The organism is Snodgrassella alvi wkB2, from assembly GCF_000600005.1.
Taxonomy (GTDB): Bacteria; Pseudomonadota; Gammaproteobacteria; order Burkholderiales; family Neisseriaceae; genus Snodgrassella; species Snodgrassella alvi.
Genome location: NZ_CP007446.1, coordinates 2,305,821 through 2,324,343, shown reverse-complemented (window position 1 = coordinate 2,324,343; position 18,523 = coordinate 2,305,821). Strand labels below are relative to the sequence as shown.

The 18,523-nt window shown below is 43.1% G+C and carries 17 protein-coding genes; 7 read left to right on the top strand and 10 right to left on the bottom strand.

All coding sequences use genetic code 11. The features are described 5' to 3' along the window. Positions 1–83: 83 nt before the first annotated feature. From SALWKB2_RS10565 to SALWKB2_RS10550, 5 genes are all read right to left on the bottom strand, one after another. Complete coding sequence (locus SALWKB2_RS10565) at positions 84–1,193, bottom strand: S-(hydroxymethyl)glutathione dehydrogenase/class III alcohol dehydrogenase (RefSeq protein ID WP_025331646.1); 1,110 nt, start codon at positions 1,191–1,193, stop codon at positions 84–86. Between the two features lie 449 nt (positions 1,194–1,642). Beyond that, positions 1,643–2,890, bottom strand: a complete 1,248-nt coding sequence (locus SALWKB2_RS10560; protein WP_025331645.1) for a condensation domain-containing protein — start codon at positions 2,888–2,890, stop codon at positions 1,643–1,645. Positions 2,891–3,553: 663 nt separating this feature from the next. After that, positions 3,554–4,390, bottom strand: a complete 837-nt coding sequence (locus SALWKB2_RS10555; protein ID WP_038649064.1) for a PHP domain-containing protein — start codon at positions 4,388–4,390, stop codon at positions 3,554–3,556. Then, positions 4,387–4,560 carry an oxidoreductase-like domain-containing protein gene (locus tag SALWKB2_RS12080; RefSeq protein WP_080690470.1) on the bottom strand — a complete coding sequence of 58 codons (174 nt, stop codon included), beginning with the start codon at positions 4,558–4,560 and terminating at the stop codon, positions 4,387–4,389. Before SALWKB2_RS12080 ends, SALWKB2_RS10555 begins: the two co-directional genes overlap by 4 nt. Then, positions 4,557–4,781, bottom strand: a complete 225-nt coding sequence (locus SALWKB2_RS10550; protein ID WP_025331643.1) for an RNA-binding S4 domain-containing protein — start codon at positions 4,779–4,781, stop codon at positions 4,557–4,559. The genes SALWKB2_RS12080 and SALWKB2_RS10550 overlap by 4 nt, the downstream gene beginning before the upstream one ends. Positions 4,782–4,910: 129 nt before the next feature. Between SALWKB2_RS10550 and argE the strand changes: the two genes are divergently transcribed. Together argE and SALWKB2_RS10540 are read left to right on the top strand one after the other, a co-directional pair. Continuing rightward, entirely contained in the window at positions 4,911–6,077 is a 1,167-nt protein-coding gene (gene argE / locus SALWKB2_RS10545) for an acetylornithine deacetylase (protein WP_025331642.1), read from the top strand. A 72-nt stretch (positions 6,078–6,149) separates the two neighbouring features. Further along, positions 6,150–6,548 (top strand): cytochrome b562, encoded by a 399-nt coding sequence (locus SALWKB2_RS10540; protein ID WP_025331641.1) that lies wholly within the window; start codon positions 6,150–6,152, stop codon positions 6,546–6,548. A gap of 301 nt (positions 6,549–6,849) precedes the next feature. On the opposite strand, the gene SALWKB2_RS10535 is transcribed toward SALWKB2_RS10540, so the two are convergent. From SALWKB2_RS10535 to recQ, 5 genes are all read right to left on the bottom strand, one after another. Beyond that, the gene (locus SALWKB2_RS10535) at positions 6,850–7,080 is read right to left on the bottom strand and encodes a hypothetical protein (protein ID WP_025331640.1); all 231 of its coding nucleotides are present in this window, start codon (positions 7,078–7,080) and stop codon (positions 6,850–6,852) included. Positions 7,081–7,862: 782 nt separating this feature from the next. Continuing rightward, a complete protein-coding gene (locus SALWKB2_RS10530; RefSeq protein ID WP_025331639.1) occupies positions 7,863–8,420 on the bottom strand; it encodes a hypoxanthine-guanine phosphoribosyltransferase in 558 nt (185 codons plus the stop codon). Between the two features lie 381 nt (positions 8,421–8,801). Beyond that, on the bottom strand, positions 8,802–9,272 hold the full coding sequence (gene nrdG / locus SALWKB2_RS10520; RefSeq protein ID WP_025331637.1) for an anaerobic ribonucleoside-triphosphate reductase-activating protein: 471 nt from the start codon (positions 9,270–9,272) through the stop codon (positions 8,802–8,804). 2 nt (positions 9,273–9,274) lie between these two features. Continuing rightward, the gene (gene nrdD, locus SALWKB2_RS10515) at positions 9,275–11,416 is read right to left on the bottom strand and encodes an anaerobic ribonucleoside-triphosphate reductase (protein WP_025331636.1); all 2,142 of its coding nucleotides are present in this window, start codon (positions 11,414–11,416) and stop codon (positions 9,275–9,277) included. Positions 11,417–12,352: 936 nt separating this feature from the next. Further along, the gene (recQ, locus tag SALWKB2_RS10510) at positions 12,353–14,143 is read right to left on the bottom strand and encodes a DNA helicase RecQ (RefSeq protein WP_025331635.1); all 1,791 of its coding nucleotides are present in this window, start codon (positions 14,141–14,143) and stop codon (positions 12,353–12,355) included. 93 nt (positions 14,144–14,236) lie between these two features. On the opposite strand from recQ, the gene SALWKB2_RS10505 reads away from it, so the two are divergent. The 5 genes from SALWKB2_RS10505 (at position 14,237) to SALWKB2_RS10485 (ending at position 18,474) form a co-directional block, all read left to right on the top strand. Continuing rightward, positions 14,237–14,674: a surface-adhesin E family protein gene (locus SALWKB2_RS10505; RefSeq protein WP_025331634.1), complete on the top strand. Its 438-nt coding sequence runs from the start codon at positions 14,237–14,239 to the stop codon at positions 14,672–14,674. Between the two features lie 40 nt (positions 14,675–14,714). After that, positions 14,715–15,038 (top strand): hypothetical protein, encoded by a 324-nt coding sequence (locus SALWKB2_RS10500; RefSeq protein ID WP_025331633.1) that lies wholly within the window; start codon positions 14,715–14,717, stop codon positions 15,036–15,038. A 148-nt stretch (positions 15,039–15,186) separates the two neighbouring features. Beyond that, a complete protein-coding gene (gene mnmG / locus SALWKB2_RS10495) occupies positions 15,187–17,079 on the top strand; it encodes a tRNA uridine-5-carboxymethylaminomethyl(34) synthesis enzyme MnmG (RefSeq protein ID WP_025331632.1) in 1,893 nt (630 codons plus the stop codon). Further along, positions 17,072–17,707, top strand: coding sequence for a 16S rRNA (guanine(527)-N(7))-methyltransferase RsmG (gene rsmG / locus SALWKB2_RS10490; protein ID WP_025331631.1), 636 nt, complete (start codon positions 17,072–17,074; stop codon positions 17,705–17,707). Before mnmG ends, rsmG begins: the two co-directional genes overlap by 8 nt. Continuing rightward, positions 17,704–18,474, top strand: coding sequence for a ParA family protein (locus SALWKB2_RS10485; RefSeq protein WP_025331630.1), 771 nt, complete (start codon positions 17,704–17,706; stop codon positions 18,472–18,474). Before rsmG ends, SALWKB2_RS10485 begins: the two co-directional genes overlap by 4 nt. The last annotated feature ends 49 nt before the right edge of the window (positions 18,475–18,523 follow it).

Sequence of the window (18,523 nt, the reverse complement as noted above, 5' to 3'; positions counted from 1 at the left end):
ATTTTAAAGGATCCGTATTGAGTTTATAACATGATGAAATACCGGCAATTACATTAATAATGTGTATGCACATACGCATATTATTAATAATAAATGACTGTACGAATAGATTCGCCGGTATGCATCAGCTCGAATGCCTGATTAATATCAGTCAGCGGCAATGTATGAGTAATAAATGGTGTCAACTCGATTTTACCCTGCATGGCTTCTTCCACCATCTGCGGCAGTTGTGAGCGTCCTTTAACCCCACCGAAAGCAGATCCTTTCCATACTCGCCCGGTAACCAGCTGAAAAGGGCGTGTGGCTATTTCCTGACCGGCACCGGCGACACCGATAATGATGCTTTGTCCCCAGCCCCGATGAGCGCATTCCAAGGCAGCACGCATCACTTCTACATTACCGATACACTCAAAACTATGATCTACGCCCCATTCAGTCAGACCAATAATTATCTGTTGTATCGGTTCCTGATAATCGTTCGGATTAATACATTCTGTGGCACCAAAATGTCTGGCAAGGGCAAACTTAGCCGGATTGGTATCAATAGCAATAATTCGTCCGGCTCCGGCCTGTCGTGCACCCTGTACTACAGCCAGCCCGATACCACCCAGCCCGAACACGGCAACAGTATCACCTGCTTGTACTTTAGCAGTATTGTGTACTGCACCAATACCGGTAGTCACTCCGCAGCCTAGCAGACAAACCTGATCATGTCTGGCTTCAGGATTGATTTTAGCCAGAGATACCTCTGCCACGACGGTATATTCGCTGAAAGTTGAACATCCCATATAATGGTAAATGGGTTTTCCCTGATAGGAAAAACGTGTTGTGCCGTCAGGCATTAGCCCCTTACCCTGTGTTGCTCTTACTGCGGTACACAGGTTTGTTTTACCCGAACGGCAAAACAAACACTTTCCGCATTCAGCGGTATACAAGGGAATAACATGATCACCGGGTTTGACAGAAGTGACGCCTTCACCGACTTCTACCACAATACCGGCACCTTCGTGCCCCAGAATAACCGGAAATATACCTTCAGGATCATCGCCCGACAGAGTAAATGCATCAGTATGGCAAACACCGGTATGGGTAATTTTTACCAGTACTTCACCAGCCTTGGGCGGTGCAACGTCTACTTCAACAATTTGTAATGCTTCTCCGGGAGCAAAGGCAACTGCGGCACGAGATTTCATACTCTATCCTCTGAATTAATAAGCGCATGTATTCGGCTAACATAACGGGATTGCAACAATAAATCAATTGTCAGATTCTTAATTGCCAGTCTGGTAGTCTGAATATGAGACCAGAAAAGCTGTGCAGAATAAATATTATAAGTATAAAAATCTGATTTATATTGATATTCTAATGAATTTTATTTATATCCTAGTATGAATAGTATATTTGTATGTATAAATAAAATTATTAACCGGAAAGCGCCACTATCAAACTTAATATATCGATAGTGGCGCTGACTGATGTGCAAGCATAAAAATCAGCCAGAAATGCCTGATTTCCTTGTTAGAAAATGCTGATATATCTGAAATATAGGTGTACTCATTATCTTTAAAACAAGGATTTTCCAAGCCAAATGCAGCAATCGCAGCTATATTTTGAGTATTTAATTTATTGATTTTTTAAATGCTCAATACTCTTTTATGGCGAAATTTGTTAGCTGTCTGGCAATTCTTTCCATCAACTGGCTGATAATTTTACGTTGTAATATTTTGGTGTAATAAGAAAGGCAAAGTATCAGGCAGCCATTAAGAAAAGCCAGATGAAAGGTGGCAGTCAGCGTGCCGCTGTTCATATTGGCTCCGGTACGAAAGTTATGCAGCTTGAAGTTTGGCGGTACGGTTATTTTGTTAATCCGGCCATTATTGGTATATATAAAAACCAAATCTTTTTGCAGATTTTGTAACGTTATCGGTGACAGCATTTTATTTGCTGCAACTGTTGCTTTGGCATCCAGAATATCTTGTTTAATTTGCTGTGCACTCGTGTAAATATCTCCGGAAATGGTGGTTATTGCTTGCTGAATTAAGCAGGTAAAGCTGTCTTCTATGTTGAGTATAGGATGACAGTTAATCGCAGTTAATATGGGAAACGAATCCAGCTTAAAAAAATCTGTATTGGTCTGCTGAATCAGGGCAGTCAATAATGAATTCATGGTCAGATTATGTCTGCTTGCTATAGAGCTTAATTTTTCAACAGTTTCTGCTTCAATTATGGCCGTATAGCTTGCTGTTTGGATTTCTCTGGCAGAATTACTCCACATTTTTACAGCTTGTTGATAATCAGGATAACTGTGCCCTGTTTTATTTGCAGAACTAAAACCTGCATTTTCCAGAGATATATTTCGGTCAATAGTTTTATCAGAAAAATTTTGTGCAGACAGACGTAATATTTCAGAAAAAATCTTCAGACCGGCTGTGGCGTCTGCAATGACGTGAGCCAGTGTCAGTATCAGTAAGTGGCGATTAAAATTATCCTGACTCAGCATGGTCAATCTGCATAATTGCTGATGGATATCTAACGGATCATTTACCTCTCTTTCCAGCAATTCATCAAAACAGCGAACATCATTCGAGGGTAATTCCGGTACGGTAATGACGGTGAATATTATGGGAAATGATAAAGAGGATTTAACCAGATGCCATTGACTTTCTTGTAGAAGAATTTTGGAGGCTAGCGCCTCATATTGCTTTTGGATAATTTGTAAAGCCTGTTCTACTCTGCTCGGTTCCAGTTTACCTTCAACCTCCAGAATTAAAGTAAATTGTGTTGTTCCTGAAAAATTAGTATGCAAATTTGCCATACCACTTTCCAGCCTGTTCAAGGGGCGGATAAAATTTAACGCCTCTGATTGACTATCAGAGATCTGAGTGCTCATTTTTTATTTCCTTTATATTGACTTGAATAAGTTAAGAAAATCGATTAATAATTTTTTTTAAAAAAGAAATCGATAGGAAAACACAAATTTAAAATAAGGTAAGTCTAATACTGTTACTTTATTTATTTTTTTAAATCTTATTTTATTTTATGGATAATTTTCTATTAAATTGTTGTATATGTAGATATATTTTACATTTTATTGAAATGGTAATGCCTATTAAGCAACACTATTAGTAATATATAAATAAAATAAATTTATCTGTAATAGGCCAATTATTTATTAACATTAATAGCGAAGTAAGCACGCATATCTGGTAAGTAATAAGACTGTACGGTTTTTCAGCAGAATTGATAGACATTTAATATTATTTTTTTATAGCGGATTTCCGTATATATCTTACTCTCCCGGTCATACTGGCTATTTCTGTACAGGCAATAAAAACTTGATTTACTGTTTGATGCTTATTATCTGAATTTTTATATGATTTTAGCATATTTAAATGTAAAAATATTCTTTAATAAGCATAGAGTATACAAAAAACAATAATTACGCCTTTTATAGTATATTGGCATATTATAATCAAACATTTGTGATTGGTTTATGACTGAAACAAACTTTAAATACCTTGTTTGATTTAAAATCTATCAGAGGATAATGCGGTTAATCAGCTAAATGATCCCATACTGGTTTACAGATAGGTGGTAGTTCAGGACAGCAGCCGAGCAGGCCACCACCAAAATCACCATCACGATGAAAATCACTGCCACAACTGGCTAAAAAATCGAATTGTTGTGCCAGTAAGGCATAGTTCAGTCTATCGTTCAGATTAGAACGCCCACTATGCACTTCAATCGCTTCGCCACCACAAGCCTTAAAATCACTGAACAGATTACGGCGTGCAGTAGCAGACAGCTCATAGCGCATTGGATGCGCAATAACCGCAATCCCGCCGGCATGTCGGATAGCGGTAACAACCTCAGCCAATTCTGCCCACTGATGTTTAACACTGCAGGATTTACCGTCACCCAGATATTTGCGAAATGCATCAGCTTTTTTATTCACATGGCCGGACCGGACTAAAAAATCAGCAATATGTGTACGTGTCACCATATCTATATTCGTAGCAAGTGCCAGTGTGCCTTCATAAGCATCACTAATTCCTTTTTTAGCCAGCTTATCGGCAATGGCCTGTAGACGCTGTAAACGGCCGCTGCGAAGACGTCCGAGTAAAGTTTGTAATACTTCATCTTCCGGAGATATATTCAGACCGACAATATGTATAGTGCGTCCGCGCCAGCTTACTGAGATTTCCGCCCCGTTAATCAAAGTGATTCCTGACTGCTTGGCCTGTGCATGCGCGGCGGCCAGACCTCCGGTATGGTCATGGTCTGTTAATGCCAGCAATGTGCAACCATTAGCAGAAGCACGCAGGACAACTTCGGCCGGCGTCAGTGCGCCATCAGAAACCGTGGAATGACAATGTAAATCAATACTCATGAGCTTTTTTCGTTATTGGAAGATGATGCGGATAACTGTGCCTGCATCGCTTCATATGCAGCTTTTTCGCGGTAATAAATTTGCCAGACACAGGCATCACCACAGTCACTATTGCAGCATTCCCAGTCTTCCGGTGGTACTGGCGGAGTTAATAATTCCGGTGTGCTCATAACTCACTATTAATGACATTGATTTCACTGTCACACAGCCGGATACTGTCTCCGGCAACGATTTTCGCGGTTTTACGGGTTTCCGGCTGCTGATTGCGCAGTACTTTACCTTCGGCAATCAATTGTTTGGCTCTGCCTCCACTTTCTGCCAGCCCGGCCAGTTTGAGCAGATCACATAATGCAACATGCGGATGTCCGGCTAAGTCAAATTGCTGTTTCATCTGTTATACCTTTCCATAAATAGCTATTGTAGCTATTATCAGCGTCGAAGAGGATTTTGTTTTATGTATTGGTTACGCTATAGGCATAAATTATGCTATGGTTTAACCAGAGTTAACCGGAGATTTGCCGTGGATACACTTAGCTGGTTATGTCAGCTGATTGCTTTTGATACCACCAGCCGTCAGAGTAATCTGGCCTTGATTAATTATGTGGCCGATTATCTAGAGAGCCGTAAACTGTCGCCATGGCTGGCACATAATGAAAAGGGGGATAAAGCCAATCTGTTTGTCACTATCCCGGCTGCTGATGGCAGTACTTCCGGTGGGATAGTACTTTCCGGTCATACTGATGTTGTGCCGGTAGACGGGCAAAAATGGTTATCAGATCCGTTTGCAGCAAATATACGCGATGGCCGCGTATATGGTCGTGGCAGTAGTGACATGAAAGGTTTTATTGCCAGCGTACTGGCTACGGTTCCGGATATGCAGAAGACAAAGCTGAAAGTCCCATTACATATTGCTTTGTCTTTTGATGAAGAAGTCGGCTGTCTCGGTGCACCGGTGATGCTGGCTGAGCTGGAAAAAAGAGGTTTGCAGCCGCAATCCTGTATTGTTGGTGAACCTACATCCATGCAAATGGTAGTAGCCCACAAAGGCATCCATACTTTCTGTTGTGAAGTACACGGTAAAAATGCTCACTCTTCGCTCACACCTGATGGTGTGAATGCAATTGAATATGCAGCCCGTCTGATTGTGTTTATCAACCAGCTGGCTCAGCAATTACAACAGCGGGCTGATTTGGATCATGCTTTTGATGTCCCGTTTGCTACTGTTTCAACCGGCCTGATTCGTGGCGGTACTGCTATTAATATTGTGCCGGATTATTGTACCTTTGAATTTGATTATCGTAATTTGCCGCATATGACGGTAGAAGAGCTGACTGAACCGATTCAGCAATATATTGCAACGACCCTTTTACCCGCTATGCAGGCAGTGGTACCGGAAGCATCAATTAAGCTAACCCATAATGTACAGGTACCTGCTTTAAATGACGCAAATAATCAGCAGCTGCATGCATTGATTACTCAACTAGTGGATAATAAACAACAAGCCAAAGTGGCCTATGCGACTGAAGGCGGCCAGTTTCAGAATAGCGGTATCAATACTGTTGTATGTGGTCCCGGTAGTATTACAGTGGCTCATAAGGCTGATGAATATATAGAACTGGAGCAGCTTGAACGCTGTGATCACTTTTTACGCAAACTGATTCAGGTGCAAAGCTTATCATTTACTTGATACGGTATTATCAAACTCTGCGCTGTTTTATATATAAAATGTTTAGGATTAACTGAAGAACAGGAAAATCAGATGGCAACCAAAAAATTTCTCTCTGCAGGGATATTGTTATTATCACTGATATTATCAGTGATGACTGTTCAGGCGAATGGCGTAAACGTTTATATGAGTGCTATTAATATGAGTTATGCGCGTTTTAATTCAGCGCAAACAGTCGCAGATGCCAGTAAAGCTCTGGCCAGTATGCGGGCTGCTGCCGTGGCCGCTAAAGCAAAAAAACCTTCCGGTCTGGAAAATGCTGCACCGAATAATCCAAAATTGAGAGCATACTATGCTGAGATGGATAAATTGATTGCAGAAATTGATAAAACCAATAATCTGGTTAAAGCGGGAAAAATGGTACAGGCTAAGGCAGAAGGTAAGAAAATATTGCAATTACGTGATGAGGGGCATAAAGCGATGAGGCAATAAAAGATACTAGGGCGGTATAGCAGTAAAAACGATAGTCCAGAATGCAAAAAGCCTGGTTCCGCCCCTTAAAAAGCTAAAGAACCAGGAAACATAGACAAATAAACTAACTGATAGATAATGACCGGAATCAATGAGTCTGTACGGACATTATCTTAAATTTTTCAGGCAATCCTTTTTTTGCAACATTTCTTTATCCCCTTTCTACAATCAGATAATTGTAGCTATTAATACAAAAAATATACTAAATGCAATAAATATAATATATTATAAAAACTAACTATCTCATTACTGATTATAATACTCAATTAACTTTGCTGTCAGGCTTGGCTGAGTAAATAATTACTTTTTTAGGGCGTTTCAGTTTATATCTGATAAATGAGCGTATATCAGAACCAAAGGTGTTGCTTTCACGCAAATTAATATGACAAAACTCTGGTAAAACCTGCTTATTGGTAATTGGAGCCATCGCTGGCGGAAACAGGCGTAACATATACGCTTCCAAATGGCGGCTTTCCGCCACAAAAATAGTCATAAACACTGCCTTTCCTGATTATTCTAATCAAACCGCTATGCGCTTCCAGACGCATCTGGCGGCAGAAGAATGGCAAGGCTGGAAGACCGTTAATCAGAACCGGCAGGCATAAAGCCTCCCTGCCATTGTCTACCATCGAAAAGGTATGCCAATGACTTGGTGAACAGAATATGAAAAAACCATAATAAAAATATCAATGGTTTATCTGTCTGATAAAACAGCCTTCCAGAGCTGACCGTACTATTTAATACGGTATAGACATCATACTGGCGAGTAATTAAATTTGTCAAGAATGTGTTAATTAAATAATATAATCAATAGTTAATGTAATATTTTATTTTTTTATTGTAATCATTAAAAAAATTATTTAATAAAATATAACATATTATTTTGTATGTATATTTTACATATATATTCTATGTATGCTGATATATTATGATATTAACATTTTTATTAGTGCTGTATGGCTGTTATTTAAATTTGAACATGAATTAGCCTAATCCCGCATTAATTCTTTATTTTTTATAAAAAATATATTTCAAAGCAGATTTGAAACAGTTTGCTGTCTTTCAAAAATGATCATTTAATGCAGTAGATATATTAATGATTTAGATACAGTTTTAATGCTATAGCTTTGAGTGAACCGTGATTTTATTAATGATAATGATGGAATTAAATTTGATTATGTTATATGTATTTCAAAACCGGAAAATCTAAGAATGAGCAAGGAGCCACGGTGTAGATAACCATGGCCTGCATACAATAGATACTGTTATTGACGATTACTCAGCCAGAGCATAAATTTCGTCCAGATTACGCCATTTACCTTCAGCATCCATGCCATACCCGAAAACATAACGATTGGGAACATCCAGTCCGACAAAATCAGCCATAATGGGCTTTTCTTTGCCAATCAGTTTGTTGGCAAAAACAGCTGTAGAACAGCTGGCTGCACCCATTTCCAGTATCTGTTTTTTTACGGCTGCCAGTGTATGCCCTTCATCCAAAATATCATCCAGTACCAGAATGTGGCGTCCGACTACCGCATTCTGCGGGGCACGCAGCCACTGATAATTACCACCTTTAAGTTTATCACCGTAGCGGGAAATATGGATGTAATCAAAATCCAGCGGAAAACGCAGTAATGGCAGTAATTTTCCGGTGAAAACAACTGCACCGCCCATCACCGGTAATACCAGCGGGTATTTATCACTTAATGCTGCAGTGATGTCCGCAGCCATTTGCTCCAGCCTGGTTTCACAGGTTCTGCGGTCAAACAAAAGATCTGCTTTATCCAGCATTGCCTGAGTTTCGGCGCGTCTGTCAGTTACATCAATTATGCTCATTGGTATTGTCCATGTGTATCCGGGTAAGTAAAACCGTATGTCACTATTAACTGACCACCAATATGCTCAGAATAGATGCAGGTAGTGTTGTCTACGGTTTAATTGAGTAAATTTGTGCTGCTCTGGTGATTTGGCAGCACTAAGACGAATGTGTTTTGATTGTTTAAACCAGACTATTAAAGGTAAATTATCCCAGAATTTTACTTGTAATATACGAATTTTATGCCATTCCGGCCATTTCGGGCAGTCTGAGAACAAGCGAGTAAAATAACTGACTGGTTTATTAGAAAAATTTTCTGACAGCAAGAGATAAAGAAGCACCATTGCTGTTATGCAGAATTAATCTGTTAACTACAATGGTGCCAAATGGTTGAATTATACCGGATGCAGGTAATGAATCTGCTGATTACTGCTGCCGCGCCAGATTAATGCCGGATCTTTCAGTTCCTGTATGAATTTACCGTCGATAAGGGTGTTGATTTCATTTACAACCTGCATTTGTGCCGGTGATAATTCTGCCAGTGTGTAGCCTGTCCATAGCCAGATGTCTTTATGTTCGGTTTCCTGCCGTACCCGTCTGACCAGTTTCAGGATAGCATTCAGGTTATGCGGGTGCAGCGGATCTCCGCCGGTGAGCGACAGCCCCTGACGCACAATACGTTTGTCGTTAAGGTCGCTGATAATCAGGTCTTCCATCTGCTGGTCAAATGGTTTACCGGAATCTGTCCGCCATGTGGTGGCGTTATAGCAGCCCCTGCATTTGTGCTCACAGCCGGCTACGAACAGTGTACAGCGGGTTCCGGGACCGTTGACAACATCAACTGGATAATACTGATGGTAATTCATACTTACAGTGCACCACATTGCTGACCAAGATGTTTGACCCGTCGTTTAACTTCTTCCTGTTTGCCGGCATTAAACGGGCGGGAATCCGGACTGCCCAGATAACCGCATACACGTCTGGTAACGGATACCCGTGCAGGATCATGATTGCCGCATTTCGGGCAGACAAAACCTTTGCTGGTACAGGAAAATTCACCGCTGAATCCACAGTCGTAGCATTCATCGATCGGTGTATTCGTTCCGTAATAGGGAACGTAACGGTAGCTGTAGTCCCACACGTCCTCTAATGCTTTAAGATTGTGCTGTAAATTCGGATATTCCCCGTAGCAGATAAAACCGCCACTGGCCATTTTCGGATAGGGTGCTTCAAAATCGATTTTATCGTAAGGATTAACCTTTTTCTCAACATCCAGATGGAAGCTGTTGGTATAGTAACCTTTATCGGTCACACCATTGATAACCCCGAATTCGGCAGTATCAAGCCGGCAGAAGCGATCACACAGGTTTTCACTGGGTGTGCTGTACAGGCTGAAACCATAACCGGTTTCGGCTTTCCAGCGGTCGGCAGTGTCACGCAGTTTTTGTACGATAGCAATGGCTTTCTCGCGCAGGGTTTCGCTATCAAAAACATGTTTTTCGGTACCATACAGGGCATTAATGGTTTCGTGCAGACCGATATAGCCCAGTGAAATTGAGGCGCGGCCGTTTTTGAATATTTGAGCTACTGAATCATCAGCATTCAGACGTACCCCGCAGGCACCCTCCATATACAGAATCGGAGCCACTCTGGCTTTGACATTTTCAAAACGGGCAATGCGTGTCATCAGTGCTTTGCGGCACAGTTGCAGACGTTCATCCAGTAACTGCCAGAAACGTGTTTCATCATATCTGGCTTCTATGGCGATACGGGGCAGATTCAGGCTGATAACCCCCAGATTGTTTCGTCCTTCATGGATTTGCTCACCGTTTTCTTCATAGACACCAAGGAAGCTGCGGCAGCCCATCGGAGTTTTGAATGAACCGGTAACAGCGACAACCTGATCATAGTTAAGAATATCCGGATACATACGTTTGGAAGCACATTCCAGAGCCAGCTGTTTAATATCGTAGTTAATATCACCGGCTTTGTGGTTAATACCATCTTTTATGCTGAATACCAGTTTGGGAAAAACGGCTGTTTTGCCATTTTTACCGAGGCCTGCGAGGCGATTGCGTAAAATAGCAGTTTGTATCAGCCGGCTTTCCCAGCTTGTGCCCAGACCAAAGCCAAAGGTTACAAAAGGAGTCTGACCATTGGCTGTATGCAGGGTATTGACTTCATATTCCAGTGACTGAAAGGCGTCATAACACTCTTTTTCAGTACGTGCACGTGCATAGTCGTTTGCATTGGCAATCTGCCATTCAGTTGCTACTGCCAGATGTTTGTTGTAGCTGGCACGAACAAAGGGAGCCAGTACTTCATCAATACGGTTGATGGTGCTGCCGCCATAAATATGGCTGGCTACCTGCGCAATGATCTGTGCTGTTACCGCAGTGGCAGTGGCAATTGATTTCGGCTGCTCGATTTCGGCATTCCCCATTTTGAAGCCGTTAGTCAGCATGCCTTTCAGGTCAATCAGCATGCAGTTAAACATCGGGAAAAAAGGCGCATAATCCAGATCGTGGTAATGGATTTCACCCCTTTCATGTGCCAGTACCACATCGCGTGGCAGCAGGTGCTGTTGTGCATAGTGTTTGGCGACAATGCCGGCCAGTAAATCGCGCTGTGTCGGAATAACTTTACTGTCTTTGTTGGCGTTTTCATTGAGCAGACTAAAGTTGGTCTGTTCAACCAGACCCTGAATTTCACGATTTAGACGACTGCGTGATTCACGTGCCACATCTCGGGAATGGCGGTATTCAATATACGCACGGGCCAGCTCCTTGTACTGTCCGGCCATTAACTGGTCTTCAACAGCCTGCTGGATATCATGAATATCAATATATTCACGCTCGGCAAGATGACCGGCCACACTTTCTGCCACCTGATGGCAATAATCGATATCGTTAATCTGTACTGCTTTGGCTGCTTGTTGTATGGCTTCTTTGATGCGGGCTGTATCAAAAGGTACGTGACAACCATCTCTTTTAATTACAATGGGTTTCATGCTGATTATCCTTCTGCCACCTGTAATAACCGGCAGCAGTTACTGCATTGTTATTAAATAATAACAATTTGTCTGATCACAGTGCTTATATGTAAAAAAATACTATATTTAGTGTTTAAATGCTGTTGTTGCGCTTTTTTTTACTATATATGGGATTTGTATGATGAATAAAGCAGCATTTTTCACATTTATTTGATATAGCGCATCATTCATGGTTGACATGACTATTTATTATAGATAAATCATTGGTTTATATTATTGAAAACAAAGTGTAAAAAATGGTCATTTCTTGCCTGTAACTGAAATGCTGATGTCTGTAACCAGCACGTCTGAAATCTCTGTTAGAGGGTAACAGGTCTGAATTAGATAATTTTATTTTCAGTAATATGCTTATTGTCATTATCAGATGATTGCTATGCAAGTAGCCTAAGTTAAGGCTGATGGGGATACTTATAATTGACAACCAAGTAAACGATACAGTTTGCCATCGGTAATGATAGTGAATCTATATAACAGATAAATTTAAGCATGGTAGGTGCCTGATAAAGGCAGGAATGCCTATCAGGCGAAATTAAGCTGCTATGCTTTTATAAATGTGCAGACAGGTGATGGCTGTAAAAACGCATACAGCCAAACTAATCAGGTGGATTGGTAAATGAACCCTAGAATAGATGCGATAAATTACCAAAAAACAGATAAAAAATAACAATCAGATAATCGCAGGATACCGGCAGCAGAATGCCCGTATTACCGGATATTCTCATGCACATAAAGTAGGCAAAATCAGGTGTTATTCTGCCGATAATCACCTGTTATGAAAAACTATTTACTGTACCAGTATAAAGGCAGAATCATGACCGGATAAGCAAAGATAAAAGTTATAAAAACTGAGAAAATAAATGATTTATGAGCAGAATAGCGGAGACGTTCAGACTATTATTGCGCCCATTTGCGACACAGAGCCAGAATATCTGCACCGAAATTTCTGATTTTACTTTCACCTAATCCATAAATATGGTTTAAATCAGCCAGTGTGGCCGGCGGATGCCGGACTAAATCCTGTAATGTCCGGTCGGCAAAAATGGTATAGGCTGGTACATTGTTTTTGCTGGCGCGTTCTTTACGCCAGTTGCGCAGCGTTTGCCACAGACGTTCTTCGCGTTCAGTACGCAGCCAGGTATCAGTATTGCGATTGTTGCGGGTTTTATCATGCTTCAATGGTCGCAGCCAGACCTGTTGCTGGTTTTTTAATACTGCCCGTGCCTGCTCAGTAAGCTGTAATGCCTGATTGGCTATATCAACATTCAGATATCCTGACGCAACGCATTGCCGTACCACTGTACGCCACTCTTTAACTGTTAATTCACTGCCTATACCAAAAGTAGATAAATGCTGGTGTCCGCAGCGTATTACCGGGTCTGTTTCGCGACCGCGTAAAACATCAATCACATGTCCGGTAGCAAAACGCTGTTTTACCCGATACACGCACGAAAGTAATTTTTGTGCCAGTACAGTGCCGTCAAATCTGCTGGGCGGGTCGGTGCAGTTGTCGCAATGTCCGCAGGACTCACCTTCCTCTCCGAAGTAGCGCAGCAAGAGCCGGCGGCGGCAGTCTGTAGTCTCACAAAAGGCCAGCATGGCATCGAGTTTTTGTAAATCAATGCGTTTTTGTGTTTCATCGCGCTCAGCAAGCTCAATCCGTTCGCGCAATAGTACCCAGTCATTCAGGCCATAACACAGCCAGCTGGTGGCAGGCAGGCCGTCACGGCCGGCACGCCCTGATTCCTGATAAAAATGTTCAATGCTGGCAGGCATATCAAGATGGGCAACAAAACGTACATCCGGTTTATCTATACCCATACCGAAAGCTACTGTTGCTACGATAATAATGCCATCTTCCTGTGTGAAGCGACGCTGATTCCGGCTGCGTATATCCCAGTCCAGTCCGGCATGATAGGGTAGGGCAGTCAGACCGTTTTCGCTTAGAAAAGCAGCAATATCTTCCACACGCTTGCGTGACAGACAGTAAACAATACCATTCTCTCTGGACATCTGGCTGCGGATGAATTGTAATAACTGTTTCTTACCGTTGTTTTTTTCAATAACCTGATAGTCAATATTCGGGCGGTTAAAGCTGGAAACAAATAATCGTGCGTCTGTTAAATCCAGATAGTGCTGAATATCTGCTCTGGTGGCATTATCTGCTGTGGCAGTAAGGGCAATACGCGGAATACCGGCAAATTCGTCTGCCAGAATGCTCAGTTGCTGATATTCAGGGCGAAAATCATGTCCCCACTGGCTGACACAATGAGCCTCATCAATCGCAAACAGGCTAATACGGGTATTGTGTAAAAACTGTAAAAAACGCGGCATAACCAGACGTTCCGGTGCTACATATAATAGCTTCAGATGCTCAGCCGCGATTTCATCAGCAATGCGCTGTATCTCTTCACCACTGGTGCCTCCGTGTACACAGGCGGCAGAAATACCATTGACATTCAGAGCTGTAACCTGATCCTGCATCAGTGCGATCAGTGGTGAAATCACAATAGCGACACCATCGCGCATTAATGCCGGAATTTGATAACATAAAGACTTGCCCGCGCCGGTAGGCATCAGTACCAGTGCATTATGACCGCTAGCTACTGTGTCGATAATTTCTGCCTGTTGTCCGCGAAATTCCGGATAGCCGAAAACATCGTGTAAAATTTGCTCGGCATGGGTCACAAAACACCTGTTACATTTAATCTGAAACGGGTATTGTACTGCAATTTACCTTTATTTCCGACAGTTACCTGATGGCTGTTGCAAGGAATTAGCATGAAAATCATTTATTTCCGTCACCTGATAACCAGTTTGGCTGTTTGTGCTATTCTGGCTGCATGTACTACCACCAATGTTCCGAAAGCCAGTGGCAGCTGGGTTGAGCTTGGTGTATCCGCCAGTGGTAATATCCAGTATGCGCTTGATAGCGGCAGTATTAAACGCCATGGTAATCTGGTTACTTTCCGCGATCGCAAAACCGTTATCGACCCTAAACAGCAGTATTACAGTAACACACCGGCTTATAAAACCGCACTGAGTACAACACAGATTGACTGTAGTCGTAAAATATTCCGGGTACTTGATGTAGAGTTGCTGGATGCGCATGGCGAACTGATCCGTCAGGATCATTTCGGTGAAACAGACTTGCGCCCGATGGGTATTACCAGTGGTTCAGCTTCCGAACAGCAATATCAGCATGTATGTGCACATTAATTCTAATTAAGATTAATTCTGATTAAGAAAGTTAGCAGGCATGAAAGTAAAATATAGCTTGTGGTTGATTTTAGGTCTGGCGGTTACGGCATGGGCTGAATCTCCTGCCGATGTTGAATTACTCAGTGCTCAGAAAGCTTATCAGGCGGCACTGTCAGCACAAAGTGCCAGCCAGAGTAAAGCATTGCAATTGCAAACTCAGTTGCAATCGGCGCAGTTACAGCTGAAAAATGCACAGGATAATGTTACTCGTCTGCAAAATGATTTTAATCAGGCTGATGTTCAGCGCCAGCAGGCTGATGCTGCATTACAGGCAGCCGGTACCAGACTGGATGCCGCATGGCAGGGTGTGCACGGCCGTTAAAACAGACAGACTGCAATAACTGCCGGGGTGAAAAATCACTTTGCATTTTTACATGCCTGACAAATGGCAACAGCTCGCGTAAAATAGCACTATTTTGCTCAGGCATTGTTTCTTGAAAAAACAATGCTATGGAATCAACTGTTGTCAAATGAATTATCCGATTGAATACGATGTAATTGTGGTAGGCGGCGGACATGCCGGTACAGAGGCGGCTTTGGCCGCTGCGCGTATGGGTGCGCAAACATTATTACTTACCCACAATATCGAAACTCTGGGACAAATGTCGTGTAATCCGTCTATCGGCGGCATCGGCAAAGGTCATCTGGTGCGTGAACTGGATGCACTGGGCGGGGCAATGGCACTGGCTGCTGATTACGGAGGTATTCAATTTCGTCGCCTGAATGCATCAAAAGGACCCGCAGTACGTGCAACACGGGCACAGGCCGACCGCATTCTGTATAAAGCAGCTATCCGTTCCATGCTGGAGAATCAGCCGAACCTGCAATTATTTCAGCAGCAGGTAGAAGATATTGTTGTGGAACATGGCCGTGCTGTCGGGGTAATGACGGCAATGGGTGTTATATTCCGTAGTCGTGCAGTGGTGCTGACGGCTGGTACCTTTCTGGCTGGTAAAATCCATATTGGTCTGGAAAACTATGCCGGTGGCCGTGCCGGAGATCCGGCTGCACAGCGTTTATCAGGCTGTCTGAAAGAGCTGAATTTGCCGCAGGGACGTCTGAAAACCGGTACTCCGCCAAGAATTGATGGACGCAGTATTGATTTCAGCCAGCTTAAAGAACAACCGGGCGACAATCCGGCACCAGTATTTTCAGTACGTGGCAGCCGGGAGATACATCCGCAGCAGATTTCCTGCTGGATTACTCATACTAATAGTCACACCCATGATATTATCCGTAGCGGTTTCGACCGCAGCCCGATGTTTACCGGTAAGATTGAGGGAGTCGGTCCACGTTACTGCCCTTCTATAGAAGATAAAATCAATCGTTTTGCCGATAAAGAAAGCCATCAGATTTTTCTGGAACCTGAAGGGCTGAAAACACACGAATATTATCCGAACGGTATTTCTACCAGTCTGCCGTTTGATATTCAGTTAAAGCTGGTGCATTCAATGCCCGGATTGCAGAACGCACATATTCTGCGCCCCGGTTATGCCATTGAATATGATTACTTTGATCCGCGTAATCTCAAAGCCAGTCTCGAAACCAAAAATATAGCCGGACTGTTTTTTGCCGGACAGATTAACGGCACTACCGGCTATGAAGAAGCAGCTGCTCAGGGCTTACTAGCCGGAGCCAATGCTGTATTATATCTTCGTGAAGCAGAACCACTGGTATTGCAACGTGATCAAGCTTATTTAGGTGTACTGGTGGATGATCTGATTACTAAAGGCGTTACTGAGCCGTACCGCATGTTTACCAGTCGTGCCGAATACCGTCTGCAATTGCGTGAAGACAATGCTGATATGCGTCTGACCGGTCTGGGGCGAGCTGTTGGTCTGGTCAATGATGCGCAATGGCAAATATTTCAGCGAAAACAGGAAGCAGTTGAGCGCGAACTGCAACGCATGAGCCACACATGGTATACACCATTGAATCTGCCGCTGAGTGATCAGCAGCGGGTGCTGGGTCAGCCATTGAGTAAAGAATCCAGTTTGCTGGATATGCTGCGCCGACCTAATGTCAGCTATGCTGACTTAATGACTTTACCTAATGCACAGCAAGAAGTACTTGAAGCCGATGCGGCTGAGCAGGTAGAAATTCAGGCCAAATATCAGGGTTATATTGAGCGGCAAAATGAAGAAATCAGCCACCGTCAGAATCTGGAAAAACTAAAATTACCGGCCAGCATTGATTACACGCTGGTAAAAGGCCTTTCCGCAGAGGTACAACAAAAACTGAATCAATTTCGTCCCGAAACAGTTGGACAGGCTTCACGTATATCCGGTATCACACCGGCGGCAGTCGCATTACTGATGGTGCATCTGAAACGGGGTTTTGAGGGAGCAAAAAAATATGAATGACATGAAAACCATGTTGCAACAAGGTTTGCAGCAGATGAATATCGAACTGACTGTTCCGCAGCAATTACAATTACTGGCCTTCGTAGAGCTGTTGAAAAAATGGAATAGTACCTACAATCTGACTGCACTGCGCAATGATCAGGATGTTATCAGTCATCATATTCTCGACAGCCTCACTCTTTTGCCTTATGTAGAGCATGCCAGAGGCCTGATTGACGTAGGCAGCGGCGGTGGTATGCCGGGCATACCCGTAGCTATAGCACGCCCTGATTTGGCTGTCGCCCTGCTTGATGCTAACAGCAAAAAAACATCATTCCTGCAACAGGCAGTAATCGAGCTGGGCTTAAGTAATGTACAAGTTATAACGGCACGGGTAGAAGCCATGGTTGGTGAGCAGTTCGATGTCATTACCAGCAGGGCTTTTGCTGAATTGAATGATTTTGTTACCATCACTAAACAGCTGATGGCAAAAGGCGGTTACTGGGCGGCTATGAAGGGAGTTTATCCCTATGAAGAAATTGAACGGTTACCTGAAAATACAGAACTGATCCGGGTAGATAAACTCAGCGTACCGCATCTGGATGCAGAGCGGCATATGGTTCTGGTACGCAAGAAAGAAAGTGCATGAGTGCGCATATTATTGCAGTAGCCAACCAGAAAGGCGGGGTAGGTAAAACTACAACCGTAGTTAATCTGGCCGCTTCGCTGGTGGAAAAAAAGTCCAGAGTTCTGATAGTTGATCTCGACCCTCAGGGTAATGCCACAACTGGCAGTGGCATTAATAAAGCCAATGTAACCAGCGGAGTTTATGCTGTGTTGCTTGGTAATGAAACTATTCAGCAGGCCATTACCTCTGCTCAGCATGGCGGTTTTGATGTTTTGCCTGCTAATCGTGCTCTGGCAGGTGCTGAGGTAGAGCTGGTACAGGAATTGGCGCGGGAAATGCGCCTGAAAAATGCACTGGCACAGGTGGCTGATCAGTACGATTACATTATCATTGACTGCCCGCCGACACTGACTTTATTAACCATTAACGGTCTGGTTGCAGCACAGCACATTATTGTACCCATGTTGTGTGAGTATTATGCACTGGAAGGTATTTCCGATCTGATTGCCACCGTGCGTAAAATCCGCCAGGCCATCAATCCGCAACTGGATATTTTAGGTATTGTCCGTACCCTGTACGACCCGCGCAGTTTGCTGGCTAAACAGGTGGACGAACAGCTGGGTACCCACTTTCCCGATAAGCTGTTCAGTACACCGATTCCGCGTAATATACGTCTGGCAGAAGCACCAAGCCATGGCATGCCGGCCTTGCAATATGATCCTCGTGCCACTGGTACCAGAGCCTATCTGGCACTTGCTGATGAGGTATTGCTGCGTACCAGCAAATAAGCAGTTAATAAGCATAAATTAAATGTATTTATGTAATAACAGCCTTTGC

Bases quoted from the DNA above. Each gene is read 5' to 3' on its own strand.
- SALWKB2_RS10565 (WP_025331646.1), bottom strand. From the start codon at position 1,193: ATGAAATCTCGTGCCGCAGTTGCCTTTGCTCCCGGAGAAGCATTACAA.
- SALWKB2_RS10560 (WP_025331645.1), bottom strand. From the start codon at position 2,890: ATGAGCACTCAGATCTCTGATAGTCAATCAGAGGCGTTAAATTTTATC.
- SALWKB2_RS10555 (WP_038649064.1), bottom strand. From the start codon at position 4,390: ATGAGTATTGATTTACATTGTCATTCCACGGTTTCTGATGGCGCACTG.
- SALWKB2_RS12080 (WP_080690470.1), bottom strand. From the start codon at position 4,560: ATGAGCACACCGGAATTATTAACTCCGCCAGTACCACCGGAAGACTGG.
- SALWKB2_RS10550 (WP_025331643.1), bottom strand. From the start codon at position 4,781: ATGAAACAGCAATTTGACTTAGCCGGACATCCGCATGTTGCATTATGT.
- SALWKB2_RS10540 (WP_025331641.1), top strand. From the start codon at position 6,150: ATGGCAACCAAAAAATTTCTCTCTGCAGGGATATTGTTATTATCACTG.
- SALWKB2_RS10535 (WP_025331640.1), bottom strand. From the start codon at position 7,080: ATGACTATTTTTGTGGCGGAAAGCCGCCATTTGGAAGCGTATATGTTA.
- nrdG (WP_025331637.1), bottom strand. From the start codon at position 9,272: ATGAATTACCATCAGTATTATCCAGTTGATGTTGTCAACGGTCCCGGA.
- nrdD (WP_025331636.1), bottom strand. From the start codon at position 11,416: ATGAAACCCATTGTAATTAAAAGAGATGGTTGTCACGTACCTTTTGAT.
- SALWKB2_RS10505 (WP_025331634.1), top strand. From the start codon at position 14,237: ATGAAAATCATTTATTTCCGTCACCTGATAACCAGTTTGGCTGTTTGT.
- SALWKB2_RS10500 (WP_025331633.1), top strand. From the start codon at position 14,715: ATGAAAGTAAAATATAGCTTGTGGTTGATTTTAGGTCTGGCGGTTACG.
- mnmG (WP_025331632.1), top strand. From the start codon at position 15,187: ATGAATTATCCGATTGAATACGATGTAATTGTGGTAGGCGGCGGACAT.
- rsmG (WP_025331631.1), top strand. From the start codon at position 17,072: ATGAATGACATGAAAACCATGTTGCAACAAGGTTTGCAGCAGATGAAT.
- SALWKB2_RS10485 (WP_025331630.1), top strand. From the start codon at position 17,704: ATGAGTGCGCATATTATTGCAGTAGCCAACCAGAAAGGCGGGGTAGGT.